At 65.2% G+C, this 25148-nt stretch carries 24 protein-coding genes; 12 read left to right on the top strand and 12 right to left on the bottom strand.

The features are described 5' to 3' along the window. Positions 1 to 9 precede the first annotated feature (9 nt). Entirely contained in the window at positions 10 to 1398 is a 1389-nt protein-coding gene (locus BKX93_RS00415; protein WP_070978115.1) for a dihydrolipoyl dehydrogenase, read from the bottom strand. A 152-nt stretch (positions 1399 to 1550) separates the two neighbouring features. Then, positions 1551 to 2282 carry a redoxin family protein gene (locus tag BKX93_RS00410; RefSeq protein ID WP_046167092.1) on the bottom strand — a complete coding sequence of 244 codons (732 nt, stop codon included), beginning with the start codon at positions 2280 to 2282 and terminating at the stop codon, positions 1551 to 1553. A gap of 192 nt (positions 2283 to 2474) precedes the next feature. On the opposite strand from BKX93_RS00410, the gene gloA2 reads away from it, so the two are divergent. From gloA2 to BKX93_RS00385, 5 genes are all read left to right on the top strand, one after another. Then, positions 2475 to 2873 (top strand): SMU1112c/YaeR family gloxylase I-like metalloprotein, encoded by a 399-nt coding sequence (gene gloA2 / locus BKX93_RS00405; RefSeq protein ID WP_046156368.1) that lies wholly within the window; start codon positions 2475 to 2477, stop codon positions 2871 to 2873. 128 nt (positions 2874 to 3001) lie between these two features. Beyond that, a complete protein-coding gene (locus BKX93_RS00400; protein ID WP_070978113.1) occupies positions 3002 to 4891 on the top strand; it encodes a lytic transglycosylase domain-containing protein in 1890 nt (629 codons plus the stop codon). Positions 4892 to 4901: 10 nt separating this feature from the next. Then, positions 4902 to 5843, top strand: coding sequence for a complex I NDUFA9 subunit family protein (locus BKX93_RS00395; RefSeq protein WP_070978111.1), 942 nt, complete (start codon positions 4902 to 4904; stop codon positions 5841 to 5843). 1 nt (position 5844) lies between these two features. Beyond that, positions 5845 to 7068 (top strand): multifunctional CCA addition/repair protein, encoded by a 1224-nt coding sequence (locus BKX93_RS00390; protein ID WP_070978110.1) that lies wholly within the window; start codon positions 5845 to 5847, stop codon positions 7066 to 7068. Next, positions 7068 to 8177 (top strand): 2-methylaconitate cis-trans isomerase PrpF family protein, encoded by a 1110-nt coding sequence (locus BKX93_RS00385; protein ID WP_046156372.1) that lies wholly within the window; start codon positions 7068 to 7070, stop codon positions 8175 to 8177. The genes BKX93_RS00390 and BKX93_RS00385 overlap by 1 nt, the downstream gene beginning before the upstream one ends. Before the next feature lie 51 nt (positions 8178 to 8228). Here BKX93_RS00385 and BKX93_RS00380 read toward each other — a convergent pair whose 3' ends face one another. From BKX93_RS00380 to ald, 9 genes are all read right to left on the bottom strand, one after another. Next, positions 8229 to 9026, bottom strand: a complete 798-nt coding sequence (locus BKX93_RS00380) for a TrmH family RNA methyltransferase (RefSeq protein ID WP_046156373.1) — start codon at positions 9024 to 9026, stop codon at positions 8229 to 8231. Between the two features lie 65 nt (positions 9027 to 9091). Continuing rightward, entirely contained in the window at positions 9092 to 10411 is a 1320-nt protein-coding gene (locus BKX93_RS00375) for an HDOD domain-containing protein (protein ID WP_070978108.1), read from the bottom strand. Further along, a complete protein-coding gene (locus BKX93_RS00370; RefSeq protein WP_046156375.1) occupies positions 10398 to 11138 on the bottom strand; it encodes a hypothetical protein in 741 nt (246 codons plus the stop codon). Before BKX93_RS00370 ends, BKX93_RS00375 begins: the two co-directional genes overlap by 14 nt. A gap of 4 nt (positions 11139 to 11142) precedes the next feature. Further along, a complete protein-coding gene (gene motB / locus BKX93_RS00365; protein ID WP_046167100.1) occupies positions 11143 to 12060 on the bottom strand; it encodes a flagellar motor protein MotB in 918 nt (305 codons plus the stop codon). An 18-nt stretch (positions 12061 to 12078) separates the two neighbouring features. Further along, complete coding sequence (gene motA / locus BKX93_RS00360) at positions 12079 to 12933, bottom strand: flagellar motor stator protein MotA (RefSeq protein WP_046156377.1); 855 nt, start codon at positions 12931 to 12933, stop codon at positions 12079 to 12081. 172 nt (positions 12934 to 13105) lie between these two features. Further along, positions 13106 to 14485, bottom strand: coding sequence for an aspartate aminotransferase family protein (locus BKX93_RS00355; protein ID WP_046156378.1), 1380 nt, complete (start codon positions 14483 to 14485; stop codon positions 13106 to 13108). Between the two features lie 125 nt (positions 14486 to 14610). Next, a complete protein-coding gene (locus BKX93_RS00350; RefSeq protein WP_046156379.1) occupies positions 14611 to 15945 on the bottom strand; it encodes a glutamine synthetase family protein in 1335 nt (444 codons plus the stop codon). Positions 15946 to 16057: 112 nt separating this feature from the next. Next, positions 16058 to 16813 carry a gamma-glutamyl-gamma-aminobutyrate hydrolase family protein gene (locus BKX93_RS00345; RefSeq protein WP_046156380.1) on the bottom strand — a complete coding sequence of 252 codons (756 nt, stop codon included), beginning with the start codon at positions 16811 to 16813 and terminating at the stop codon, positions 16058 to 16060. 17 nt (positions 16814 to 16830) lie between these two features. After that, positions 16831 to 17955 (bottom strand): alanine dehydrogenase, encoded by a 1125-nt coding sequence (gene ald / locus BKX93_RS00340; RefSeq protein ID WP_021478071.1) that lies wholly within the window; start codon positions 17953 to 17955, stop codon positions 16831 to 16833. A 212-nt stretch (positions 17956 to 18167) separates the two neighbouring features. Here ald and BKX93_RS00335 point away from each other — a divergent pair, with 212 nt between their 5' ends. The 6 genes from BKX93_RS00335 (at position 18168) to BKX93_RS00310 (ending at position 23410) form a co-directional block, all read left to right on the top strand. Continuing rightward, positions 18168 to 18713, top strand: a complete 546-nt coding sequence (locus BKX93_RS00335; RefSeq protein ID WP_021478072.1) for a cupin domain-containing protein — start codon at positions 18168 to 18170, stop codon at positions 18711 to 18713. Positions 18714 to 18725: 12 nt separating this feature from the next. Further along, entirely contained in the window at positions 18726 to 19118 is a 393-nt protein-coding gene (locus BKX93_RS00330) for a VOC family protein (protein ID WP_046156381.1), read from the top strand. A gap of 44 nt (positions 19119 to 19162) precedes the next feature. Beyond that, positions 19163 to 20650: an aldehyde dehydrogenase gene (locus BKX93_RS00325; RefSeq protein ID WP_046156382.1), complete on the top strand. Its 1488-nt coding sequence runs from the start codon at positions 19163 to 19165 to the stop codon at positions 20648 to 20650. A 241-nt stretch (positions 20651 to 20891) separates the two neighbouring features. Beyond that, complete coding sequence (locus BKX93_RS00320) at positions 20892 to 21698, top strand: substrate-binding periplasmic protein (protein ID WP_082113668.1); 807 nt, start codon at positions 20892 to 20894, stop codon at positions 21696 to 21698. 105 nt (positions 21699 to 21803) lie between these two features. Continuing rightward, positions 21804 to 22601 carry a substrate-binding periplasmic protein gene (locus BKX93_RS00315; protein ID WP_082107099.1) on the top strand — a complete coding sequence of 266 codons (798 nt, stop codon included), beginning with the start codon at positions 21804 to 21806 and terminating at the stop codon, positions 22599 to 22601. Further along, positions 22598 to 23410, top strand: coding sequence for a substrate-binding periplasmic protein (locus tag BKX93_RS00310; RefSeq protein WP_046156385.1), 813 nt, complete (start codon positions 22598 to 22600; stop codon positions 23408 to 23410). Before BKX93_RS00315 ends, BKX93_RS00310 begins: the two co-directional genes overlap by 4 nt. A gap of 55 nt (positions 23411 to 23465) precedes the next feature. Here BKX93_RS00310 and BKX93_RS00305 read toward each other — a convergent pair whose 3' ends face one another. After that, on the bottom strand, positions 23466 to 24074 hold the full coding sequence (locus BKX93_RS00305) for an FMN-dependent NADH-azoreductase (protein WP_021478078.1): 609 nt from the start codon (positions 24072 to 24074) through the stop codon (positions 23466 to 23468). 107 nt (positions 24075 to 24181) lie between these two features. Between BKX93_RS00305 and BKX93_RS00300 the strand changes: the two genes are divergently transcribed. Next, positions 24182 to 25123, top strand: coding sequence for a LysR substrate-binding domain-containing protein (locus BKX93_RS00300; protein ID WP_046156386.1), 942 nt, complete (start codon positions 24182 to 24184; stop codon positions 25121 to 25123). The last annotated feature ends 25 nt before the right edge of the window (positions 25124 to 25148 follow it).

Genomic DNA, 25148 nt, shown 5'->3' with positions numbered 1-25148 from the left:
CATCGAACATCAGGCCAGCCTGGCCGCCGCGTCGCGCAGCGCGGTGCGCAGGCCTTCCTCTATCACCGGATGGTAGAACGGCATGTCCAGCATCTGCTCGACGGTCAGCCCCTGCTGATGGCTCCAGGCCAGCAGATGGGCCAGATTCTCGGCGCGCGGCCCTATCATCTCGGCGCCCAGGAAGCGGCCGGTCGCCTTGTCGGCGTACACATGCAGCAGGCCCTTGTTGACGCCCATCACCCGGCTGCGGCCCTGGTCTTCGAAGCTCACCTCGCCGGTGACGAAGCTGCCCAGCTGCAGATCGGTGAAGCGGCTGCCCACCATCATGATCTGCGGATCGGAGAACACCACCGCGATGGTGGAGCGGCGCAAGCCGGCGCTAACCGCCGGGTAGGCGGCGGCGTTGGCGCCGGCGGTCTTGCCCTCGTCGGCCGCTTCGTGCAGCAACGGCAGGATGTTGTTGGCATCGCCGGCGATGAATACCGGGGAGTCTCCACACTGCAGCGTCTTGGCGTCGAACAGCGGCACGCCGCCGGCATCCAGCTTCAGGCTGGTGTTTTCCAGCCCCAAGCCGCGAACATTGGGCACGCGGCCGGTAGCCGCCAGCACGTAATCGAAACGCTCCTCTACCTCTTCGCCGTCCAGATTGACATAGCGGATGCGCGCGGCGTCATCGTCGCTGGCCATTTCCAGCACTTTGGCATCCGGGTCCAGGTAGAACTGTTCGGACAATGCCTGGCGGGCATAATCGCGCACCGCCGGATCGCTCAGCGGCCCCACGCCGCCGCGGGCGCCGAACACCTTCACTCTCACCCCCAAGCGCGCCAGCGCCTGCCCCAGTTCCAAACCGATCACGCCGGGGCCGAACACCGCCACGCTTTGCGGCAGCGTGTCCCAGTCGAACACATCGTCGTTGACGATCAGCCGGTCGCCGAAAGCCTTGAACGGCGCAGGGAGGGTCGGCGACGAGCCGGTGGCGATCACCACCCGCCGGGCCTGGACGATGGTGTGGTCGTCCACTTGAAGCGTGGTGTTGTCGACGAAGCGGGCATAACCGGACAGTTTGTCCTCGGCCGGGATGCCATCCACGCTGCGCACCACGAAGCCGACGAAGCGGTCGCGCTCGCTGCGCACCCTCGCCATCACCTCGCGGCCATCGATGCGGATGTCGCCATCGACGTGCACGCCGAACATATCAGTATGGCTCGCATGATGGGCGGCTTCGGCGGCGGCGATCAGCAGCTTGGACGGCATGCAGCCGACGCGGGCGCAGGTGGTGCCGTAAGGGCCGCCCTCGATGATCAGGGCGGAAGCGCCGCCGGCCTTGGCGGCGCGGTAGGCGGCGAGGCCGGCGGTGCCGGCGCCGATGACGGCTACGTCGATGTGGATGGTTTTCATGGTTCTTATCCTCTATCTGGCGGGGATGCGGCACGGCACGCCGCGCATCATGGACATGCCGTCCCGCATCCCGGCGGAAAAAACGGCCGGCAGGAGTACCGGCCCAAGCCATCCGGCGGCGTCAGGGCCCGAAGCCGCCGGAATCGAACGTCTTATTTGGCGAAGCGCTTTTCCACTTCGTCGGCGGAGCCGATCAGCTCGCCGTTGATGAACACCTGCGGGGCGGTCATCGCGCCGGACACGGCGCCCAGCGCCTTGCCGCGGATCTTGTTGTCCAGCGGCACTTCGACGAAGTCGTAGCCGTTTTCTGCCAGCACGGCCTTGGCGCGGGCGCAGTGCGGGCAACCCACCTTGGTGAACACCACCACCTGGTCAGGCTTCTTGGCGGTCGGATTGATGTAGTTCAGCATGGTGTCGGCGTCGGACACCTTGAACGGATCGCCCGGCTCTTGCGGCTCGATGAACATCTTGTCCACCACGCCGTCCTTCACCAGCATCGAGTAGCGCCAGCTGCGCTTGCCGAAGCCCAGGTCCTGCTTGTCCACCAGCATGCCCATGCCTTCGGTGAAGTCGCCGTTGCCGTCCGGAATCATCACGATGTTCTGCGCTTCCTGGTCCTTGGCCCATTCGTTCATCACGAAGGTGTCGTTGACCGACACGCACAGGATGGCGTCCACGCCGTTGGCGAAGAAGGACGGCGCCAGTTCGTTGAAGCGCGGCAGGTGGGTGGAAGAGCAGGTCGGGGTGAACGCGCCCGGCAGCGAGAACAGGGCGATGGTCTTGCCGTCGAACAGTTCGGCGGTGGTGACATTCTTCCACTCGTTGTTTTCACGGATGCGGAAAGTGACGTTCGGTACGCGTTGGCCTTCACGATTTTGCAGCATGGCTATCTCCTTGAGGGTTGACTGCGGTTGTTAGCTATCGATGCGTGCATTTTGATAGCCACGGCAAAATTCGTCTAATTGATTGTCGCAAGACTTTTGATTGTCTTTTTCAATGCCCATCCCCATCGCTGGGCAGCCCGCCCGCGGCGACGCTAAAATGGCGGCATCCGGCAACCCCCAGCCTCAACAGCCATGCATATCACCGGCCTGCACCACGTCGCCATCATCGCTTCCGACTACGCGCGCTCGCGCGACTTCTACTGCCGCGCGCTCGGTTTTAAAGTCATCGCCGAGAACTGGCGCGAGGAAAGACAGTCCTGGAAATTGGACCTGGCGCTGCCGGGCGGCGGCCAGATCGAACTGTTCAGCTTCCCCTCCCCGCCGCCCCGTCCCAGCCGGCCGGAAGCCTGCGGCCTACGCCATCTGGCGTTGGCCTGCGACGACGCGGAAGCGATGCGCGGCCATCTGCAAGACCAAGGCGTGAGCGTGGAAGGCATCAGGGTGGACGAATACACCGGCGCGCGCTTTTTCTTCTGCGCCGATCCGGATGGATTGCCGATCGAGTTCTACCAGGCCGCCCCGGCGGCCTGAGACGCGGGCCATGAAAGCGAGCGCTCAGCGCCGCGGCCTGTCATATTGAAATAAGCATTGAGCGCGCGGGACGCCCCGCCGCCGCCGCGCCGCCAGTCGGCGCGGAGACCCCAACAGACGGAACGCAAATGAAAGCTTTGACCACCCCCATCCGCCTGGCGGGCCTGACCCTGGCCCTGGGCGCCGCCCTGCCTGCGCTGGCCGGCCCCGACGACACCCTGCTCGCCGCCCGCGACGCCTTCCGCGCCAACGACCTGGCAAAGCTGGCCAGCCTGGGCGACAAGCTGCCCGACAATTACCCGTTGAAGGACTATCCGGAATACTGGCAAACCTGGAAGGCGCTGGAACGCAACGACGACGCCCAGGTGCAACGCTTCCTGTCCCGGACGCCGGAAGGCCTGATGCCGGAACGGATACGCAATGAGTGGGTGAAGAAGCTGGGCCTGCGCGAAGACTGGACCGCCTTCGCCAATGAATGGAAAAAGCTGCCGCCTGAAGGCCGCGATGAGGAATCGAGCTGCTACGGCGAGCTGCTGCAAATGCGCCAGGGGCAAAAGCCGGGCAATCTGGACCGGTTCCTGGAAGGCAAGCCGGCGCCGGACGGCTGCAACCGGCTGATAGACATGGCCTATGCCCGCGGCGCGCTAAGCCAGGACTGGCTGTGGCGCCGCGCCCGCCTGCTGCTGGCCGGCAACTATCTCACCCAGGCGCGCCAGCTGGCCAGCGACACCCAGTTGCCGCTGGACAACGCCGCGCTCAACAAGCCATCTCTCGCCAGCCCGGACACTCCGGGCGGCCAGGAAGCCATCCTCTACGACGCGGTGCGCAAGGGCAAGACCGATCTGAACGGCGCGGCGGCGATGCTGTCCCGCGTGGAAAGCCAACTGACGCCCGACCGCGCCGGCTTCGGCTGGGGCCAGCTGGCGCTGCTGTCCGCCCGCAAGCAGCAGGCAGGCCAGGCGCTGCAATGGTTTGAAAAGGCCGACCCGCGCCAGTTGACCACGGACCAATGGGAATGGTGGGCGCGCTCGGCGCTGCGGCTGGAGCAATGGAGCCAGCTGGACGGCGTCATCCGCCGCATGCCCCAGGACGTGGCCGGCAAGCCGGCCTGGCGCTACTGGCTGGCCCGCTCGCTGAAGCAGCAGGGGAAGCCGGCCGAAGCCGCGCCGCTGTTCAGCCAGGCCAGCGTCGGCCACAACTATTACGCGCTGCTGTCGCTGGAAGAGCTGGGCAACAGCCTGTCCGCTTCCGCCAGCAAAACCGGCCCGAGCAGCGACGACGTCGCCCGGATGAAGGCCGACCCGGCCGTTCGCCGCTCGCTGGCGCTGCTCAACGTCGCCGAAATCTACACCAAGCCGGAGTTCCGCACCGACGCGCAGCGCGAATGGCGCTGGGCGATGCGCGGCCGCAACGACATGGAGCTGCTGGCCGCCGCCGAAATCGCGCGCAAGGAAAATTTCTACGACATGGCGATCTACAGCGCCGAGCGCACCAAGGAAGAACACGATTTCTCGCTGCGCTACCTGACGCCCTACCGCGAAGTCACGCAGAAATACGCGCGCCAGCTCGACATCGACGATGCCTGGGTTTACGGCCTGATCCGCCAGGAAAGCCGCTTCATCACCATGGCCCGCTCCGGCGTCGGCGCCTCCGGCCTGATGCAGCTGATGCCCGCCACCGCCAAATGGGCGGCCAAGAAGATCGGCCTCACCCACTTCGCGGTCAACGACATCGATACCAACGTCCAGCTCGGCACCTGGTATCTGCGCTACGTGCTGGACAACCTATCCGGCAACCAGGTGATGGCCACCGCCGCCTACAACGCCGGCCCCGGCCGCGCCCGCAACTGGCAGGCCGACCGCGCGCTGGACGGCACCATCTACGCCGAAACCATCCCCTTCAGCGAAACGCGCGATTACGTGCAGAAAGTGATGGCCAACGCCGCCTACTACTCCAGCACCTTTGGCCACGCCAACATCTCCCTGAGAAACCGCATGGGGATGGTGCCGGCGCGTTAAGGAAAACGACATGACCGCACAAAAGATTTGCCTGATAGGCGGCAGCGGCTTCATCGGCCGCCATCTGGCCGCCCAGCTGGCCAGCCGGGACCATCGGCTCACCATCGCCAGCCGCCGGACCGCGCCGCCCGATTTCCGCGTGCTGCCGTCGGCCGAGCTGGTCTCCGCCGACGTCCACGACCCGGCCCAGCTGGCCAAGCTGATCGCCGGCCACGACGCCGTGATCAGCATGGTCGGCATCCTGCATGGCAGCCGAGCCCAGTTCGAGAAGGCCCACGCTCAATTGCCGGAGAAGATCGTCGCCGCCTGCCGGCTGCAGAATGTGCGCCGGCTGGTGCACGTCAGCGCATTGGGCGCCGCCCAGGACGCGCCCAGCGACTACCAGCAGACCAAGGCGCTGGGCGAGCTGGCAGTGGAATCCAGCGGGCTGGACTGGACCATATTGCGTCCCTCAGTCGTGTTCGGCCGCGACGACGCCTTTCTCAATATGTTCGCCAGCCTGCAAAGGCTGCTGCCCGTTCTGCCGCTGGCCGGCGCCGGCTGCCGGATGGCTCCGGCCTGGGTGGAAGACGTCGCCCGCGCGATATGCGAGTGCCTGGCGCGCAAGGAAACCGTGGGCAAAAAGCTGGATTTGACTGGACCGGAAACCTATACCCTGGCCGATCTGGCGCGCCTGGCCGGCCGCGCCAGCGGCCACCCCCGCCCGGTATTCGGCCTGCCAGACAGCCTGGCCATGCTGCAGGCCGCGCTGATGGAATGGCTGCCGGGGCCGACGCTGATGAGCCGCGACAACGTGCGCTCGCTGCGATGGGACAATGTCAGCGACCAGCCTTTCCCGTCCAGCCTGCTGGGCTTCGAGCCCGCCGCGCTGTCCGCGCTGGCGCCGGACTGGCTGGCCGGCCGCGGCCGCAATGCCGCCGCGTCCCGCTACCGCGCGAAGGCGGCGCGCTGAGATGGAAATCTACATCGTCGGCGGCGCCGTGCGCGACCGCCTGCTGAACCTCCCGGTCAAGGACCGGGACTGGGTGGTGGTGGGCGCCACCCCGGACGACATGCTGGCGCAGGGCTATCGCCCGGTGGGCAAGGACTTCCCGGTATTCCTGCACCCGGAAACCCATGAGGAATACGCGCTGGCCCGCACCGAACGCAAGGTGGCCAGGGGCTATCACGGCTTCACTTTCCACACCTCGCCCGATGTGACGCTGGAAGAAGACCTGGCCCGGCGCGACCTGACCATCAATGCCATCGCCGAGGCGGCCGACGGCAGCCTGACCGACCCGTACGGCGGCCAGGCGGACCTGAAGGCGCGCCTGCTGCGCCACGTCAGCCCGGCGTTCGCCGAGGATCCGGTGCGTATCCTGCGGCTGGCGCGCTTCGCCGCCCGCTTCGACTTCGCGGTCGCGCCGGAAACCATGGCGCTGATGCGGCAGATGGTGGACGACGGCGAGGCGGATGCGCTGGTGGCCGAACGGGTATGGCAGGAGCTGGCCAAGGGATTGATGGAGGACAAGCCGTCGCGGATGTTCCTGACCCTGCGCGAATGCGGCGCGCTGGCGCGCATCCTGCCCGAGGTGGACGCGCTGTTCGGCGTGCCGCAGCGCGCCGACTACCACCCCGAGATAGACTGCGGCGACCACGTGATGCGGGTGCTGGACTACGCCGCGGCGGCCGGCCAGCCGCTGGCGGTGCGCTTCGCCGCGCTGGGCCACGATCTGGGCAAGGCGCTGACGCCGGCCGACGTGCTGCCGCGCCACATCGGCCACGAGGAAGGCGGCATCGCGCCGCTGTCGGAGCTGTGCCGCCGGTTGCGCGTGCCCAACGATTGCCGCGACCTCGCCCATATCACCGTGGTGCATCACACCAAGGTCCACCGGGCGCAGGAGCTGAGGCCGGAAACCGTGTTGCGCATGCTCAAGGACTGCGACGCGCTGCGCCGGCCAGAACGTTTCCTGCTGATGCTGGACGCCTGCCTGGCCGATGCCCGCGGCCGGCTGAACTTCGAAAACGCGCCCTACCCGCAAAAGGACTATCTGCGCGCGCAACTGGCTGCTACGCTGCAAATTGATGCCGGCGCCATAGCGGCCGGCTGCGCCGACAAGGCCGCCATCCCGGCCACGATAGACGCCGCGCGCATCGCAGTCATCGCCAAGTGCAAGGAGGAATGGGAGGAGGACTGATGGACACTGACTATCGCCTTCCCGCCACGCTGATGCGCGGCGGCACCAGCAAGGGCCTGTTCATCCGGGCCGACGCGCTGCCCGACGACACCGAGCAATGGCAAAGCTTGCTGTTGCGCGCGATCGGCAGTCCCGATCCTTACGGCCGGCAAACCGACGGCCTTGGCAACGGCACCACCCGCTCCAGCAAGGTGGTGATCGTCAGCCCTTCCCGCCGCGACGATTGCGACGTGGACGCGCTGTTCGGCCATGTATTCACCGACGAGGCGCGAATAGACTGGTCCGGCAATTGCGGCAATCTGGCCGCAGCCGTGCCGCTGTTCGCGGTGATGGAAAAGCTGGCCCGGCCGGAAGACGGCGTCGCCACCATCGCCATCTGGCAGGCCAATGTCGGCAAGCGCATCCTGGCCGAACTGGAAATATTCGAAGGCCAGGCCGTCTGGCAGGGCGACTTCCTCATCGACGGCGTCGCCTTCCCCGGCGCGCCCATCCGGCTGCGCTATCTGGATCCGGCCGGCGACTGCAGCGAGATGTTCCCCACCGGCCTGCTGATGGACAAATTGAAGCTGCCCGACGGCAGCCAGGTGGACGCCACTCTGATAGACGCCGGCAATCCCACCCTATTCGTCCGCGCCCGCGACTTCGGCCTGAAGGGGCGCGAAACCGCCGCTGAGATCGATCCCGCCATCATGCGCCGGCTGGAGATGGCGCGCGCCGCCGCCACGGTGGCCATCGGCTTGGCCGATGACATCTTCGCCGCCGGACGCGAATATCCGGCCACGCCCAAGATCAGCTTCCTGTCGCAAGACGGCGATCCGGACTGCGCGCTGCACGCCCGCGCGCTGTCGATGGGCAAGCTGCACCCCGCCTATCCCGGCACCGACGCCATCGCGCTCGCCTGCGCCTGCGCCACCGAGGGCACGTTGCCGGCAGAGCTGGCCGGCGGACCGGTGCGCGGCATGCCATTGACCTTCAGCCACCCCAGCGGCCGGCTGACATTGGAAGCCGTGCTGGGCCTGGATTCGCTGGGCTGGAAAGTGGACGAGGTGGTGCTGACCCGCACCGCGCGTCCGCTGATGCGCGGCGAGGTGTTCATCCCGCTGGACTGAGCCGGCCTGCGGGCCAGACATGAGAGCAAGCGGAACGCGGCCGATGCCGCGTCAGGCCGGCTTTTCCTGCTGCCTCACCCGCTCGAACAGGCAGACCGTCGCCGCCATCGCCACGTTCAGCGACTCCGCGTGGCCGGGCATCGGGATGCGGATGCGCGCGTCCGCCAGCGCCAGCAGCGCGTCGCTGACGCCCGCTCCCTCGTTGCCGAACACGAAGGCCACCGGTCCGGTCAGGTCATGACCGTACAAGGAGCTGGAGCCCTCCAGATGCGTGACCAGCCGGCGTCCGCCGAAGCGGCGCAGCTCGTCGGCGAGATCGGCGTGCTCGTGTATGCGCAGCGCGAAATGCGCGCCCATGCCGGCGCGCAGCACCTTGGGAGAGAATACGTCCACGCAGCCCTTGGACAGGAAAACGTCGTACACTCCAGCCGCGGCGGCCGTGCGCAGGATGGTCCCCAGATTGCCCGGGTCCTGGATGTCTTCCAGCAGCACCCGCGCGACGGCCGCCGGCGGCGGCGCGGGCCGCTGACGCGGGCTCAGCGCCAGCAGCTCGCCGGCGCTGGACAGCGCGGTCACCTTGGCCATCACCGCTTCAGGCATCGCGATCACCGCGCACCCGGCGGGCAAGCCAGCCAGCAGCCTCTGCACTTCCGGCTTGCCGGCCATCGCCTCGTTCAGATAGACCCGCGACAAGATGCCGCCCGCCTGCAGGCAGGATTCGGCCAGGTGGATGCCCTCCAACACCATCACGCCTTCCTTGCGGCGGTCGCGGCTGTGCTGGACCAATCTGGCCAGCGCCTTGACTTCGTCGTTGTGGGGAGACGTGATGGTCTTGGAGATGTGATGCATGTCGATTCTGCCGATGCGGCGCTAAGCGGAGGGGCAGAGTTTACCCGCCCCCGCGCCTTCTTGCATCAATGCTGGGCCAGGCGGCTGATCAGATCCTTGAAGCGATGGTAGGTGGCGTCGTCTATCGCGCGGCCGGTGCGCGCGTTGTCGACATAGAACACGCCGCCAAGCCGGTGTCCGCCGAACAAAGTCATCAGCGCGAATTCGCCGTCGCCGATATGCTGGAAGAATTCGTCCTCATAACGCCGGCTCAGCTGCTGGCGCACATCGGACGGCGCGTGGAAGCTTTGCGGCTTGCCGGTGAACACGCCGAAGAAGCTGCCCGGCTCCAGCTCCACTTGGAGCTTGCGCAGCGGGTTGTCCGCCTCCACGCCTACCTGGTAACGCAGCTTCAGCGCGTGCAGATCATGCTCGTAATGGTAATACAGCACGCGTTCGAACTTGAGATCGTTGGCCAGGAAGCGTATCGACTCCCGAATCGCACTCTCAAGCGGGTCAGCGTCGGACAGCGCCTGGGCCTTCTTCATTTCCGGCTTCTTGCCGTTGTCAGTCAGCAGCAGCAGCGCGCGCGCCGGGAAGGTATAGCCGACCACATGCGGGCGCTTCGCCACCTTGAGCGCGGCGTGCACCACCGCGTTGTAGGCCATCTCCGGCATGCAATTGATCATCTTGGCCGCGGTGTCCACGCCCACCAGCCAGGTGCTGCGCTCGATGCCATGATCCAGCGAGTTCGCCGTGGCGATGGCCAGCTTCAGCAACTGGCGCCGCTTGTTGGGCACGCCGGTCCCCAGCAGCGTGTTGAATCCGCTCGGCAGCGGCATGTGCTTCACGAAGGATTGCAGGATCTTGCCGTAATCGGCATTGAACGCCTCGGACATCTCCTGCAGCAGCGGCTTGTCCGGCAAGCGGTTGCGCTGGATCATGTAGATGCAGGCCGGCAGGTTGTACAGCAGCGCGGAGACGAAGCAGTCCTCCACTTTCAGGTCGCCCATGATGGACAGCCATTCCTTGACGATCAAGGCCGCCACCCGGCTGCGCGCCATCCAGTCGCCAACCGCTTCGTAAACATCGGCGTCCAGCTTGCCCTCGGCGGCGTCCAGCGGCTCGATGCGGTTGAAACGCACCACCACCGCCTCCAACCCCATCAGCAGCAGCGTCTGCTCCACCGCGGGGATGCTCTCGTTGCGCTGCAGCGCGCGCGAATTGCCCACCACCCGGAACAGATCCAGCAGCAGGAAAGGATCGGACAGGCAGAGATTGGCCAGGTCGGTGAAGTTGATCAGGTCGCTGTGGCGGGCGCAGGCGTCGCGCAGCTCCAACAGCGTGTCGGGCAGAATCGGCCACCGCCGTTCCGCGATGGTCTTGGTCCAGTTATCGAGGTCCATTTGGATGGCGCCAGATCAATAGTTCTTTTTGCAAAGGGCCGTCGAGAGGAATGCATTCGTCCGGCTCGATGCCGGGCACGGAAAAGGTGTTGCTGATGAGCAGGCTGCCGGCCCGGCCCTCGGCAACGAACTTGCTCCAAACCCTAGGCATGGGCTCCGGCGACAAGAACACGTAAATCGCGTCATACCCCCCCCAATCCTCGCTCCAAAAATTGCGGCAGGCGAACGCCAGCCGGTTAGGACTTCCCGCCCGCCGCCAGCGCCAGCGCGCCAGCAACCAGCTGCCCACGGCGTTTTCCAGCGCGCGCATGTTCAGGTCCGGCCGGCGCAAGGCCAGCAGCAGCGCCAGCCGGCCGTCGCCGCAGCCTGCCTCGAGCAACGACGCGCCGCCGGCCAGCCGCTCGGCCAGCCTTTCCGCCACCGCGACCGCGGAACGGTAAAGCGGCACCCGTTCCACCAGCGCGTTGCGCCCCAGCGCCAGCGTCAGCAGCAACGCCGCCAGATACCAACCCGGCGCGACGCCCGCCTGGCTGGCCAGAGCCACCGCAGGCACAAACAATCCATGCGCGAGGCGCTGCCAGCCCGGCAAGCGCAAGGCGACGGCGCACAAGCCCGCCAACAGCCCCTGCAGCGCGGCCCAAGGCAATAAATGCAAAGCCGGCGCGATGAAAATCCAGGCGCCGACGCAGGCGAGCAACTGAAGCAGCGGATGGCGCAGCCGCCTCATGCGCTCAGGGCTCGTTCGGCTGCGGAGCCGCTTCGCCGCCTTGCTGCGGCCCGCCTATCACTTCCTGGTTCATCTGCGGCTTGAAGCCGTCGTTGAGTATCGACGACTCGGCGTCCTTGTTCAGCACCACGATGGTGATGCGGCGGTTCTCCGGGCTGAACACATCGCTCTTGATCAGCGGATTGGCGGACGACAAGCCCACCACGCGCAGGATCTTGTTCTCGGAGAGGCCGCCGGCCACCAGCTCGCGGCGGGCGGTGTTGGCCCGGTCGGCCGACAGCTCCCAGTTGCTGTAGCCGCCTTGTCCGCCTGCGAAAGGCTTGGCGTCGGTGTGGCCGGAAATGCTGATCCTGTTGGGCAGCTGATTCAGCTCCGAAGCCAGCTGCTGCAGCAGCACCCGGGTATGCGGCAGCATGCGGGAACTGCCGGAATCGAACATCGGCCGGTTCTGCTCGTCGACGATCTGGATTTTCAGCCCTTCCGGCGTCATTTCCAGCTTCAGCTGATTCTTGTACTGCTTGAACAGATCGCTCTGGTCTATGGTCTGCTGGATTTTCTGCTGCAGCTGGTTCAGGCTGGCCTGCTCCTTCTGCTTCTGCATGATTTCTTCCTGCTTGGAGCCGGCCTTGTTGACCTGGCCGGCCTGCTTGGTCAGATCGTTGCCGCCGCCCTTGATCACCGAGGTGGCGTCGCCCGCTCCCGCGCCGCCAGACATGGCGACTTTCAGCGGCGTCTTGAAGTATTCGGAAATGCCGCTCAAAGTGCCTTGCGACGCGGACCCCAGCAGCCACATCAACAGGAAGAACGCCATCATCGCCGTCACGAAGTCGGCATAGGCGATTTTCCAGGCGCCGCCGTGATGGCCGTGCCCCCCCTTCTTGATTTTCTTGACGATTATCGGTCGTTGCGATTCATCGGCCATTTCTGTCCCCTACCCGGCTTATTTCTTCTGCTTGACGTGATCTTCCAGTTCCTTGAACGACGGGCGGTCCATCGAGGACAGCGCCTTGCGGCCGAACTCCACCGCCACCTGCGGCGCGTAGCCGTTCAGGCTGGCCAGCAGCGTCACCTTGATCGTCTGGTAGACGCGGGTGCCTTCGGCCAGCTTGTGCTCCAGGATGGTGCCCAGCGGACCGACGAAGCCGTAGGCGAGCAAAATACCGAGGAAGGTGCCCACCAGCGCGTGCGCGATCAGCATGCCTAGTTCGGACGGCGGCGCGCCCACCGATTCCATCGTGTGGACCACGCCCATCACCGCGGCCACGATACCGAAAGCCGGCAGGCCATCGGCCAGTCCCTTGACCGCCGACACAGGCACCTCGCCCTCGTGGTGGTGGGTTTCAATCTCGACGTCCATCAGGTTCTCGATTTCGAAGGCGTTGAGGTTGCCGCCGACCATCAGCCGCAGGTAGTCGCAAATGAACTCGACCACATGATGGTCATGCATGATGGTGGGATACTTGGAGAAAACCGGGCTGGATTCGGGATTTTCAACGTCGGCTTCGATCGACATCAGGCCTTCCTTGCGCACCTTGGTCAGTATCTCGAACAGCAGGGAAAACAGATCCATGTAGAAGGCCTTGCCATAGGAACTGCCCTTGAACACGGTGGGAAGCGCCTTGGTGGTGGCCTTCAGCGGCGCGCCGCCATTGGCGACGATGAAAGCGCCGATGGCCGCGCCGGCGATCATCACGACCTCCAGCGGTTGCATCAGCGCGGCGACATGGCCCCCCGCGGCGATGAAGCCCCCAAGCACCGAGCCCAGAATGATGAGATACCCGATTGCGACGAACATGCGCCAAGTCCTGTATTTGTTTTATTGCCTCATGCCGTTATTTGTATTACAGCATGCCTTTTTGCAATTCATTATAGAAATAATAGAAAAAGCGGGTGGAATTGTATCAACCCGCTTCATTCCCTGCAAAAAAGGCGGGGGCGAGGCCGCCCCCACACCAGCATAGCCGGCGCTAGGCCAGTCCGCGCGCCTTCAGCGCCTGCTCGAACTCGGCCAGGCAACGCGCCGCCACCCCCAGCATTTCATCCACTTCGGTTCGCGTCATCACCAGCGGCGGCGAACATACGATATGGTCGCCGCAAGCGCGCATGATCAGGTTGTTGCGGAAGAAGATGTCGCGGCACAGCGTGCCGACCTCGCCGAAATCGGGGAACAGCTCGCGCTTCGCCTTGTTCTTCACCAGCGTGAATGCCTGGATCAGGCCGACGCCGCGCACGTCGTCCACGTGCTCGAACTGGCTGAAGGTTTCGCGCCAGCGCTGCTGCATGTAAGGACCGATGTCGTCCTTGACGCGCTGGACGATGCCCTCGTCGCGCAGCGCCATCACATTGGCGTGCGCCACCGCGGCGCAGACCGGATGGCCGGAATAGGTGAAGCCGTGGTTGAAGTCGCCGCCGGCGATCAGGCCTTCCGCCACGCGCTTGCCGACGAAGACCGCGCCGATCGGCAAGTAGCCCGATGACAAGCCCTTGGCCGCGGTGAACAGGTCGGGCTGGAAGCCGAAATGCTGATGGCCGAACCATTCGCCGGTACGGCCGAAACCGCAGATCACTTCGTCCGCCACAATCAACACATCGTGCTTGCGGCAGATGCGCTCGATTTCCGGCCAGTAGGTGGCTGGCGGAATGATCACCCCGCCGGCGCCCTGGATGGGTTCGGCGACGAAAGCGGCCACCTTGTCGGCGCCGATCTCCTGGATCTTCTCGTCCAGCCAGCGCGCGGCCACCACGCCGAATTCGTCCGGCGTCATGTCCTTGCCGTGCTTGTACCACCACGGCTGCTCGATATGGGCCATGCCCGGAATCGGCAGATCGCCCTGCTCATGCATGTACTTCATGCCGCCCAGGCTGGCGCCGCCGATGGTGGAGCCGTGATAGCCGTTCCAGCGGCCGATCAGCGTCTTCTTCTCCGGCTTGCCCTGCACGTCCCAGTAGCGGCGCACCATGCGGATCATGGTGTCCACCGACTCGGAGCCGGAGTTGGTGTAAAACACGTGGTCGAAGCCGGCCGGCGTCACTTCGGCCAGCAGGCTGGACAGCTCGACCACCGCCGGATGGGTGGTCTTGAAAAAGGTGTTGTAGAACGGCAGCTCTTCCATCTGGCGGCGCGCCACCTCGGCGAAATCCTTGCGGCCGTAGCCGACGTTCACGCACCACAGGCCGGCCATGCCGTCGATGATCTTGTTGCCGTCCGAATCCCACAGATAGACGCCTTCTCCGCGCGTCATCACGCGCGCGCCCGCCTGGTTCAGCGATGCGGTATCGGTAAACGGATGCAGGTGATGGGCGGCATCCAGTTCGCGCCATTGGCTGGTCGTACGTTGCTTCTGCATAACACTTCCTTCCAGTTTTCTCCGACGGGGCGGGCCCTTGCCCGCCCCTCCTGCGCCTGCGGCGTCGTTCTATTCGTTTGTCCTGTCTGTTCCGCGATTCTAACCTTGCGCGGATGATCCGCGCATCACACGTGCAGCAGCAGGAACTTGCGCTCCCATGGACTGATCACGCGGAAATACTCGGCGAACTCCTTTTCCTTCATCGCCACGTACATCTTGACGAAGCGAGGCCCCAGCACTTCGGCGATCTCGCTGCAGCCGGCCAGCTGCAGCAGCGACTCTTCCGAGCTGTTGGGGAACTGGTAAGGCAGCTCGTAGGCGTCGGTTTGCCTGGGCTCGGCCGGCCGCAGCTTGTTCACCATGCCCAGGTAGCCGCAGGCCAGCGTGGCGGCGATGGCGATGTAAGGATTGACGTCCACGCCCGGCACCCGGTTTTCGATGCGGCGCGCGGCCGGCGACGAGTGCGGGATGCGCAGACCCACGGTGCGGTTGTCGTAACCCCATTCGACATTGGTCGGCGCCGCGGTGTAGCGAGACAAACGACGGAATGAGTTCACGTAGGGGGCGAACAGCGGCATGGTCTGAGGCACGTATTTCTGCAGGCCGGCGATGAAGTGGAAGAAGATGTCGGACGGGCTGCCGTCCTCATTGGTGAACACGTTGCGGCCGGTATTCTTATCAACCAGGCTCTGGTGGATGTGCATGGCGCTGCCCGGCTCGTTCTCCATCGGCTTGGCCATGAAGGTGGCATACATATTGTGGCGGAACGCGGCCTCGCGCACGGTGCGCTTGAACAGGAAAACCTGGTCGGCCAGGTCCAGCGGGTTGCCGTGCAGGAAGTTGATTTCCATCTGCGCGGTGCCGATCTCATGGATCAGCGTGTCCACTTCCAGATTCTGCGCGTGGCAATAGTCGTAGATGTCCTCGAACAGCGGGTCGAACTCGTTGACCGCGTCGATCGAATAGGAGCGGCGGCCGAATTCCGCCCGGCCGGTGCGGCCGATCGGCGCGGCCAGCGGGATGTCGGGGTCGGGATTCGGCGACAACAGGTAGAACTCCATCTCCGGCGCCAGCACCGGCTCCAGACCCATCTCGTCGAACAGGCCCAGCACGCGCTTGAGGACGTTGCGCGGCGCCACGTCCACCGGGCTGCCGTCGGCGCGGCAGCAGTCGTAGATCAGCTGGGCTGTCGGGTCCACCGCCCACGGCACGTAGCGCAGCGTGTTCGGATCGGGCTCCAGCACCATGTCGGGGTCGGTCAGGTCCAGCAGGCTGTCGTCGGGATAGTCGCCGGTCACGGTCTGGATCAGCACCGCCTCGGGCAGGCGCATTTCCGGATCGGAAACGAACTTGTCCTTGGGCACGATCTTTCCACGGGCGATGCCGGTCATGTCCGGCACGATGCATTCCACTTCGGTGATGCGGTGCTCTCGCAACCACTCGTTGATCTGGTGATTCATAACGCTTCCTCTATGGTCTCCCCGGCCGCTGGGCTGCGGCTCTGGATCGGGAGGTGCTACTTTATGAGTCATCGAGACTCGCGCCGGGTTCCTCGTCCGGCGCGCATGGGATTCATCCCTTGCGGCTTTCCCTCCTCATCCGGCAAGCCTCGCCGAAGGCATGGAAGATGGCCAGGGACAACGGATTGTCCCAATACAGCCATTCCGGGTGCCATTGCACGGCGAAGGCGAAGCCCTTGGAGTTGCGGACGCGGTAAGCCTCCACCAAGCCGTCCTCGGCATGCGCCTCGGCGATCAGGCTGGGCGCCAGCCGCTTGATGCCCTGCTGGTGCAACGAATTGACCATCGCCTCGCGCGCGCCGGACCATTCCGCCAGCAAGCCGCCTTCGACGAAGTCCACCCGATGCGCCGGCGCGTACATCGCGGCGATGTCGTCGCCCTCCACCTCGCGGTGGTCGCGCAGGCCCGGCTCTTCCTGCACGTGCTGGTGCAGCTCGCCGCCCAGCGCGACATTGATCTCCTGGAAGCCGCGGCAGATGCCCAGCAGCGGCACGCCCTCCTCCAGCGCCAGGCGGATCAGCGGCAGCGTGGTGGCGTCGCGCCGGGGGTCGTGCAGCGTGCCGGTGCGGCTGGTCGGCCCGCCGTAATGGCGCGGCTCCACATTGGACGGCGAGCCCGGCAGCAGCACGCCGTCCAGCGTCGCCAGCGTGGCGCGCAGCAGCGCGTCGTCGCCCAGCGACGGAATCAACACCGGCAGGCCGCCCGCCCCGCCGGCCGCGGCGGCGATGTATTTGTCGCCCACCGCGTGAAACGGCAACAGACCGATCATTTTCAGATCACACGGGATGCCTATCATTGCTTGCGACATGGCTTGCTGCGCTCCTATCAGCTTGCGGCCTTGATGGCCTCTATCGGATCGACGTAAGCGTGGCCCAGGTCCCGCGCCACCGCCTGGTAAGTCACTCGCCCGCGGCAAACGTTGAGGCCGTTGCGCAGGTGGGCGTTGTCCAGCAGCGCCTGGCGCCAGCCTTTGTTGGCCAACTCCAGCGTGTACGGCAGCGTGGCGTTGGTCAACGCCTGGGTGGAGGTGCGGGCGACTCCGCCCGGCATATTGGCCACGCAGTAGTGGACGATCCCATCCACGGTGTAGATCGGGTCCTGATGGGTGGTGGCCCGGCTGGTCTCGAAACAGCCGCCCTGGTCTATCGCCACGTCCACCAGCACCGCGCCCGGCTTCATTGTCTTCAGCATCGCGCGCGTCACCAGCTTGGGCGCGGCCGCGCCGGGAATCAGCACCGCGCCGATCACCAGATCGGCGTCGCGGATGCTGTCGTCGATGTTGGCGCCGTTGGACATCAGGGTCTTGATGCGGCCGCCGAACACCATGTCTATCTCTTTGAGCCGGGCCAGCGATTTATCGAGGATGGCGACGTCGGCGCCTGCGCCCATCGCCATCCGCGCGGCATTCAGCCCCACCACGCCGCCGCCTATCACCACCACCTTGGCCGGCGCCACGCCGGGCACGCCGCCCAGCAGCACGCCGCGGCCGCCCTGCGCCTTTTCCAGCGCGTGCGCGCCGGCCTGGATCGCCATCCGGCCGGCCACTTCGGACATCGGCGCCAAGAGCGGCAGGCCGCCGCGCTCGTCGGTGACGGTTTCGTAGGCGATGGCCACCGAGTCGGACTCGATCAGCAGCTTGGTCTGCTCCGGGTCCGGCGCCAGGTGCAGGTAAGTGAAAAGAATCTGGCCCGGGCGCAGCATCCGGCACTCCACCGGCTGCGGTTCCTTGACCTTGACGATCATGTCGGCGCGCTCGAACACCTCTTCCGCATTGGAGGCGATGGACGCGCCGGCCTGGATGTATTGCTCGTCGGTAAAGCCGATCGCGAGACCCGCGTGGGTCTGCACCAGTACCTTGTGCCCGTTCGCCACCAGCTCGCGGACACCGGACGGGGTCAGACCCACGCGGTACTCATGGTTTTTGATTTCCTTCGGAACGCCGATCAACATAGTCGTCTCCAACTGGTTTTTGCCCTGCACAGGCAGACAAACGCCGTTTAAGAAAATTCACATCGCGCTTGCCCTTTCAACTTGATTCTGACTATAAAATCTGGCCGTTGCAAAGATATTCGATTTTGCGACGCAGCAAGCACATTTGCCTTCTATCGCGCTACAATGCCGCAGTTGTCTAAAATTATTAACATACTGATGGAGCAGGAAGAATGGACGTCGGCGCACGCTTGAGAATGGTCAGAACGCGGTTCGGATTGTCGCAAAGAGAGCTGGCCAAACGCGCGGGCGTCACCAACGGCACCATCTCTCTGATCGAGCAGAACCGGGTAAGCCCTTCGGTCAGTTCCCTCAAGAAGGTGCTGGAAGGATTGCCGATAACCCTGGCAGAATTCTTCACTTTCGACGCCGAGCCGGCGCAGCCGCGCGTGTTCTACCAGGCGGACGAGTTGCCCAACCTCGGCAACGAGGACATCAATCTGATGCTGGTGGGCACCGCGCACGACAAGCGCGACATCGCCATCCTGCGCGAGCGCTACGTGCCCGGCGCCGACACAGGCCCGGACATGCTGGTGCACGAGGGCCAGGAGGGCGGCGTGATCATCCGCGGCAGCATAGAGGTGACGGTGGGCAACGACAGCCGGGTGCTGGGCCCGGGCGACGCCTACTACTTCGACAGCAAGCTGCCGCACCGCTTCCGCAATGTCGGCGACGACATCTGCGAGGTGGTGAGCGCCAGCTCGCCGCCCACATTCTAAGAGGGAAACATTTTGAAGCTGGCTTACACCATTATTTACGTGCCGGATGTGCCGGCTTCGCTGCGCTTCTTCGAATCCGCCTTCGGCTTCAAGCGCAAATTCCTGCACGAATCCGAAACCTACGGCGAGCTGGACACCGGCGAGACCACGCTGTCCTTCGCCCACCATGAGCTGGCCGCCGGCAACCTGCCCGACGGCCACGTCCGCGCCGACGAGTCCGCCAGGCCGCTGGGCATGGAGATCGGCCTGGTCACCGGCGACGTGGAAGCCGCCCATGCGAAAGCGCTGGCTCACGGCGCGGCCGAGCTGTCGCCGCCGAAGACAAAACCCTGGGGACAGACCGTGTCCTACGTGCGCGCGCCCGACGGCGCGCTGATCGAACTTTGCAGTCCCGTTTCAGCCTGAAAGCTTAATTCCGCTCAACAACATCACTCGACGAGGAGAGCAGCATGGCCCGCAGTCACGCCGAATGGAAGCAACTTGCAGCAGAACTGAAGATTGAAGGCCGCGCCTTCGTGAATGGCGAGTACCGCGACGCCGCCGAGGGCAAGCGCTTCGATTGCGTCAACCCCGCCAACGGCGCCAAGCTGGCCGAGATCGCCCACTGCGGCGAAGCCGACGTGGAAGCCGCGGTCAAGGCAGCGCGCCGCGCGTTCGAGTCCGGCGTCTGGTCCGAACTCGCGCCGCTCAAGCGCGCCGCCGTGCTCAAGCGCTTCGCCGCGCTGATTCGCGAGCACGCCGATGAACTGTCGCTGCTGGAGACGCTGGACGCCGGCAAGCCCATCGGCGACACCACCGCCGTCGACGTGCCGGCCTCCGCCTACTGCGTGGAATGGTTCGCCGAGGCGATAGACAAGGTAGGCGGCGAAGTCGTGCCGGTCGATCCCAAGCTGGTCGGCCTGGTGACCCGCGAGCCGATAGGCGTGGTGGCCGCGGTGGTGCCGTGGAACTTCCCCATCCTGATGGCGAGCTGGAAATTCGGCCCGGCGCTGGCCGCCGGCAACGCCGTCATCGTCAAGCCGTCGGAAAAATCGCCGCTGACCGCGATCCGCGTCGCCGCGCTGGCCAAAGCGGCCGGCATCCCGGACGGCATCTTCCAGGTGCTGCCCGGCGCCGGCGACGTCGGCCGCCTGCTGGCGCTGCACATGGACGTGGACTGCGTCGCCTTCACCGGCTCCACCAATGTGGGCAAATTGATCGCCGGCTACGCCGCCCAGTCCAATCTCAAGCGGGCGTGGCTGGAGCTGGGCGGCAAGTCGCCCAACATCATCCTGCCGGACTGCCCGGACCTGGCTCGCGCCGCGCGCTCCGCCGCCAGCGGCATCTTCTACAATATGGGCGAGGTCTGCACCGCCGGCTCCCGCGTGCTGGTGCACAAGGACATCAAGGAACGCTTCCTCGAGGAGTTCAAGAAGGCCGCCGCCGGCTTCTTCCCCGGCGACCCGCTCGATCCGGCCACCAGCATGGGCGCCATCGTCGACGAGATCCAGTACCGCAAGGTGCTGAACTACATCGACAAAGGCCTGAGCGAAGGCGCCAACCTGCTCTTGGGCGGCAAGGCCGTGCACACCGACAAGGGCCTTTTCATCGAGCCCACCGCCTTCGACTGCCCGAGCGACGACCTGACCATCTGCCGCGAGGAGATCTTCGGACCGGTGCTGTCGGTGATCACCTTCAGCGAGCTGGACGACGCCATCCGCATCGCCAACGACACCGCCTACGGCCTGGCGGCCGCGGTGTGGACCTCCAACGTCAGCACCGCCCACCAAGTGTCGCGCCGCCTGCGCGCCGGCACCGTGTGGGTGAACTGCTATGACGAGGGCGGCGACATGAACTTCCCCTTCGGCGGCTACAAGCAGTCCGGCAACGGCCGCGACAAATCGCTGCACGCGCTGGAGAAATACACCGAGCTGAAGAGCACGCTGATCAAGCTGTAACCCTCCGCGCCGGCCGGACTCAGTTCCGGCCGGCGGCCTGTCCCGCCCGCGCCGGATGGCGCCCTCCCCAAGCCGGCCGCATCCCATCGCGGAGCATCCGCCTCGCCCGTTTTCCCGCTTAGCCCGTCCCAAAGCCGCCGCGCCAGGCTCGACAAGCGCCCTTGCCGCCTCCAGCCGGGGGTAGCAGCCGCCGGCAGCGCGGCTATGATTGAAATCAAAGACTTCCGGATGGCGCGTTAGCATGCAGCGAATCAACAGACTTGCCCTTGTCGGCCTGCTATGGCTGACGTCCTTTGCCCATGCGGCGGAAAGCAATCCCGCCTGCCCCTCCGGACCGCTAAAAGTGGGATTTTACGAATATGGCCTGGCCTACCACGATGGACGAGGCTACGACGTGGACCTGATACGCGAAATCGCGCGCCGCCTGCGCTGCCCCATCGCCAACGAAAGCGTCTTTCCATGGATCCGGACCCTCAAGCTGCTGCAAATCGGCGAAATCGACATCGCCACTTCCGCCACCCCCACGCCGGACCGCCTCCAATACGCCTGGATCTACACTTACAAACACAGCAAAAGCATGGTGCTGCTGCGCGCGGAAGTGCAGGCCCGCACGCTGGCCGCCTTGCCCAGCGATCCTAAACTCCGATGGGGCGTGATCCGTGGCTGGAAATTCAGCCCGATGCAGGACCAGCTGCTGTCCGAGCTGGCGAAGAGAAACAAGGTGGTGACGGCCATCGATGAAAATGATCTGTACAAAATGCTGACTACAGGCGTGATCACCGGCGCGCTTGCGCATCCGACCAGTTATGACGACTGGCTTCAAGCCCCCAGCATCCGCAAGCAAGTCGTCGTGCTGGATCTGTTTCCCGATGTCGAAGCGACTGCCGGCGGCGTGGCGCTCAGCAAAAAACGGTTTCCTGAGTCGGCGGCCGAACTCTGGCATGCGGAACTGAAAAAAATGTACCGCGACGGAAGCCTGCGCGAGATATTCCGCCGTTTCCTGAGCGAGGAAACCACAGACTACCTGCTGCGCGCGCCGGTTCTCTGACGATGGCCAAGCCGTCCACGCCCAGGCCTGCGGCGGCGATGAAAACCGGTGTGTCAGCGATATGCCCAGGGGAAGAAGAAGCAATATTCAGAGGTGACATACGAAATGCGGCGAAACATTCCACCCTTGCTTGCCCTGCTGCTCTCCGCGACCAGCCTGGCCGCGGCCAATCCTGCCTGCCCCAACGGTCCGCTCAAGATCGGCTACTACAAGATCGGCGCCGCTTACCGCGACGGCAAGGGCTATGATGTGGACATGGTCAGGGAGCTGTCCCGCCGGCTGGGTTGCCCCATCGCCAGCGAGACCGAATTGCCCCGGCTGCGCGCGCTGAAAATGCTGTCCAGCGGGCAGATAGACGTCAGCCCCTCCACTTTGGCCTCGCCGGACCGGTTGCAATACTCATGGATTTACCAATACAACCACACCAAGAACATGGTGCTGCTGAACCCGGCCGTCCAGGCCAGAACCTTGGCCGCGCTGCGCGAAGACCCGGCGCTGCGCTGGGGCGCGATACGCGGCTACCACCACGGCCCCTCGCAAGACAAGCTGCTGGAAGAACTGAACGCCCGGCGCAAGGTGGTGATCGCCGCCGACGAGGACGATCTGTACAAGATGCTGGGCAGCGGCGTGGTCACCGCGGTTTTCGCCCAGCCTTTCAGCTACGGACGCTGGCTGCGCGAGTTGCCCAACGCCAACCAGATCGTGGTGCTGGACCTGTATCCGGAAACCGACATGATCGCCAGCGGCCTGGCGCTGAGCAAGGCGCGGTTCAGCCGCGCCGCCGCCGAGAAATGGCATCAAGAGCTGCTGAAGATGTATCAGGACGGCAGCCTGTACGACATCCTGCGCCGCTATCTGAATGAGAGCGCCGCCAAACAGATGATGCAGAAGCCGCTGGAATGACACGCAAACTCTCCCCGCAGCGCCTGGCCGGCTGGCTGACTCCGCTCCTCCTGTCCCTGGCCGCGCAGGCCGGCAACCCCGCTTGTCCGCAGGGCCCGCTGGCCATCGCCTACTACGACTTCGGCGTCGCCTACCACCAGGGAAAGGGCTACGATGTCGACCTGGTGCGCGAGCTGGCTCGGCGGCTTGATTGCCCGATCCGCACGGAGACGGACTACCCGCGCATCCGCGCGCTCAAGCAACTGGAAATCGGACTGGCCGATATCGGCTCCTCCACCTTGATCACGCCGGAACGCCAGCGCTATCTGTGGCTGTATCCCTACAACCACAGCAAGAACATGGTGCTGCTGCCGCGCGCCAGCCGGGCCGATTCGCTGGACGACCTGCTCAAGTCCTCCTCCCTGCGCTGGGGAGTGATACGCGGCTATCGCCACAGCCCCGCCCAGGATCGGCTGCTGAACGACCTCGCCCAGCAACACAAGCTGGTGATCGCGGAAAGCGAAGACGACCTGTATCGCATGCTGATCAACGGTTTGGTGGATGTCGTTCTCGCACACCCCATCAGCTACGATCCATGGTTTCGCGCCCACCGCGCCGAACAACTGATCAACGCGCGCGACTTCTTCCCCGACGCCGACACCATCTCCGGCTCCATCGCGCTGAGCAAGGCGCGTTTCACGCCGGCCGCCGCCGAGCTCTGGCATCAGGAGCTGCGCAAGATGTACCGCGACGGCACCTTGCGCGCGATCCTGCGCCGCTACTTGAGCGAAGCCAGCGCGGATCAAGTGCTGAAGCTGCCGCTGGAATGACATGGACGCAAAAAAGCCCGGCTCGAAAGCCGGGCTTTTTCATGGCCAGCCGGTATTACAGCGCCAGCTTGGCGATGGCCTCCTTGGCCATGTGAATGGAGGTGGCGCGCTTGTCCGGCCCCATGTTGACTGCTTCGGCGCGGATGATTTCCACATCGCTGACGCCCAGGAAGCCCAGCACTTTCACCAGATAGTCTTCCTGGAAATCCATCAGGCTGCCCTGCTCGCCGCTGTGCACGCCGCCGCGGGCGGACACCAGCACCACTTTCTTGTCCTTCACCAGGCCCACCGGGCCGGTTTCGGTGTACTTGAAGGTGCGGCCGGCGGCGAACACGCGGTCGATCCAGCTTCTCAGCTGCGTCGGGATGGAGAAGTTGTACATCGGGGCGCCGATGACCAGCACGTCCGCAGCCAGAAATTCCTCGATCAGCTGGTCGCTCAGCGCGGCCTCGCTGCGCTGGGTCGCGGTCCAATCGGATTCCGGCGCGAAGCGCGCGCCGACGATTTCGCCGGACAGGTGGGCGATCGGGTTGGCGGCCAGGTCGCGGTAGCTGGTTTCCACGTTGGCGTGGCGCTGGCGCAGGGTGTTGGCGACGACGGCGGACAGTTCGCGGGTGACGGAGTTGTCTGCCAAGATGCTGGAGTCGAGGTGAAGCAGTTTCATGGTCTGGATCCTTCGGGGTTCGATTGCGATGAGTGGATGATAGATATCCAGAACAATCAGGACTAGACTGTTAAAATCGGAAACATTGTTCCATCAGTGAGACAATCATGCAGGACCTGAACGATCTCCTGTACTTCGCCAAAGTCGTCGAGCACGGCGGCTTCATGGCCGCCGGACGCGCGCTGGGCATTCCCAAGTCCAAACTGTCCCGCCGCGTGGCCGAGCTGGAAACGAGGCTGGGCGTGCGCCTGCTGCAGCGGACCACGCGCCGGCTGTCGCTGACCGAGATCGGCGGCCAGTACTACCAGCACTGCCAGGCGATGCTGGCCGAGGCCGAGGCCGCCGACGAGGCGGTGCTGCACAGCAGCGCCGAGCCGCGCGGCCTGATCCGCGTCAGTTGCCCGGAGCTGCTGTCCAAGACCATGCTCAGCGCAGTATTGCCGCGCTTTCTGGCGCTCCACCCGCAGGTGCGGGTGATCCTCGACGCAACCAACCGCCGCGTCGACCTGATAGAAGAAGGCGTGGACGTGGCGATCCGGGTGCGCAACGTGATTGAGGACAGCGCCAGCCTGGTGGTGCGCCGGCTGGGCAGAAGCCGGGTGATCCTGGTGGCCAGCCCGGCCTTCCTGGAAAGCCACGGCGAGCCGAAAACGCCGGAACGGCTGGCCTCCCTGCCCGCGCTGGCCATGAGCCGGCCAGACGGCCGCGGCCAATGGGTGCTGCTGGACAATGTCGGCCAGAGCTACACCATCCACCTGGACGCGCCCAGACTGATGACCGACGACATGATCGTGCTGCTGGAAGCCGCCATCGCCGGCATCGGCGTCGCCGCGCTGCCCGCCAACGTTTGCCACCAGGCGCTGGCGGACGGACGGCTGCGGCACATCCTGCCGCAGTACGACTTTCCCTGGGGCATCCTGCACGCCGCCTTCCCCACCCGCCGCGGACTGTCGCCTGCGGTGCGCGCCTTCATCGACTTCGTCTCGGAACAGCTGATCAGCGAGGAAATGGCCGGCGACTGGCAGCGCGCGGACATCCGCCCGGCATGACAATTGCTTCACCCCCGGTTTCCCG

It is taken from the genome of Chromobacterium vaccinii (assembly GCF_001855275.1).
GTDB classification, from domain to species: domain Bacteria; phylum Pseudomonadota; class Gammaproteobacteria; order Burkholderiales; family Chromobacteriaceae; genus Chromobacterium; species Chromobacterium vaccinii.
Note: the sequence above shows the minus strand (reverse complement) of the source record. Positions and strands in the feature narration are given on the sequence as shown.

Excerpts from the sequence above, each read along its gene's own strand:
- BKX93_RS00415 (WP_070978115.1), bottom strand. The coding sequence starts at position 1,398 with ATGAAAACCATCCACATCGACGTAGCCGTCATCGGCGCCGGCACCGCC.
- BKX93_RS00410 (WP_046167092.1), bottom strand. The coding sequence starts at position 2,282 with ATGCTGCAAAATCGTGAAGGCCAACGCGTACCGAACGTCACTTTCCGC.
- gloA2 (WP_046156368.1), top strand. The coding sequence starts at position 2,475 with ATGCATATCACCGGCCTGCACCACGTCGCCATCATCGCTTCCGACTAC.
- BKX93_RS00400 (WP_070978113.1), top strand. The coding sequence starts at position 3,002 with ATGAAAGCTTTGACCACCCCCATCCGCCTGGCGGGCCTGACCCTGGCC.
- BKX93_RS00395 (WP_070978111.1), top strand. The coding sequence starts at position 4,902 with ATGACCGCACAAAAGATTTGCCTGATAGGCGGCAGCGGCTTCATCGGC.
- BKX93_RS00390 (WP_070978110.1), top strand. The coding sequence starts at position 5,845 with ATGGAAATCTACATCGTCGGCGGCGCCGTGCGCGACCGCCTGCTGAAC.
- BKX93_RS00385 (WP_046156372.1), top strand. The coding sequence starts at position 7,068 with ATGGACACTGACTATCGCCTTCCCGCCACGCTGATGCGCGGCGGCACC.
- BKX93_RS00380 (WP_046156373.1), bottom strand. The coding sequence starts at position 9,026 with ATGCATCACATCTCCAAGACCATCACGTCTCCCCACAACGACGAAGTC.
- BKX93_RS00375 (WP_070978108.1), bottom strand. The coding sequence starts at position 10,411 with ATGGACCTCGATAACTGGACCAAGACCATCGCGGAACGGCGGTGGCCG.
- BKX93_RS00370 (WP_046156375.1), bottom strand. The coding sequence starts at position 11,138 with ATGAGGCGGCTGCGCCATCCGCTGCTTCAGTTGCTCGCCTGCGTCGGC.
- motB (WP_046167100.1), bottom strand. The coding sequence starts at position 12,060 with ATGGCCGATGAATCGCAACGACCGATAATCGTCAAGAAAATCAAGAAG.
- motA (WP_046156377.1), bottom strand. The coding sequence starts at position 12,933 with ATGTTCGTCGCAATCGGGTATCTCATCATTCTGGGCTCGGTGCTTGGG.
- BKX93_RS00355 (WP_046156378.1), bottom strand. The coding sequence starts at position 14,485 with ATGCAGAAGCAACGTACGACCAGCCAATGGCGCGAACTGGATGCCGCC.
- BKX93_RS00350 (WP_046156379.1), bottom strand. The coding sequence starts at position 15,945 with ATGAATCACCAGATCAACGAGTGGTTGCGAGAGCACCGCATCACCGAA.
- BKX93_RS00345 (WP_046156380.1), bottom strand. The coding sequence starts at position 16,813 with ATGTCGCAAGCAATGATAGGCATCCCGTGTGATCTGAAAATGATCGGT.
- ald (WP_021478071.1), bottom strand. The coding sequence starts at position 17,955 with ATGTTGATCGGCGTTCCGAAGGAAATCAAAAACCATGAGTACCGCGTG.
- BKX93_RS00335 (WP_021478072.1), top strand. The coding sequence starts at position 18,168 with ATGGACGTCGGCGCACGCTTGAGAATGGTCAGAACGCGGTTCGGATTG.
- BKX93_RS00325 (WP_046156382.1), top strand. The coding sequence starts at position 19,163 with ATGGCCCGCAGTCACGCCGAATGGAAGCAACTTGCAGCAGAACTGAAG.
- BKX93_RS00320 (WP_082113668.1), top strand. The coding sequence starts at position 20,892 with ATGCAGCGAATCAACAGACTTGCCCTTGTCGGCCTGCTATGGCTGACG.
- BKX93_RS00315 (WP_082107099.1), top strand. The coding sequence starts at position 21,804 with ATGCGGCGAAACATTCCACCCTTGCTTGCCCTGCTGCTCTCCGCGACC.
- BKX93_RS00310 (WP_046156385.1), top strand. The coding sequence starts at position 22,598 with ATGACACGCAAACTCTCCCCGCAGCGCCTGGCCGGCTGGCTGACTCCG.
- BKX93_RS00305 (WP_021478078.1), bottom strand. The coding sequence starts at position 24,074 with ATGAAACTGCTTCACCTCGACTCCAGCATCTTGGCAGACAACTCCGTC.
- BKX93_RS00300 (WP_046156386.1), top strand. The coding sequence starts at position 24,182 with ATGCAGGACCTGAACGATCTCCTGTACTTCGCCAAAGTCGTCGAGCAC.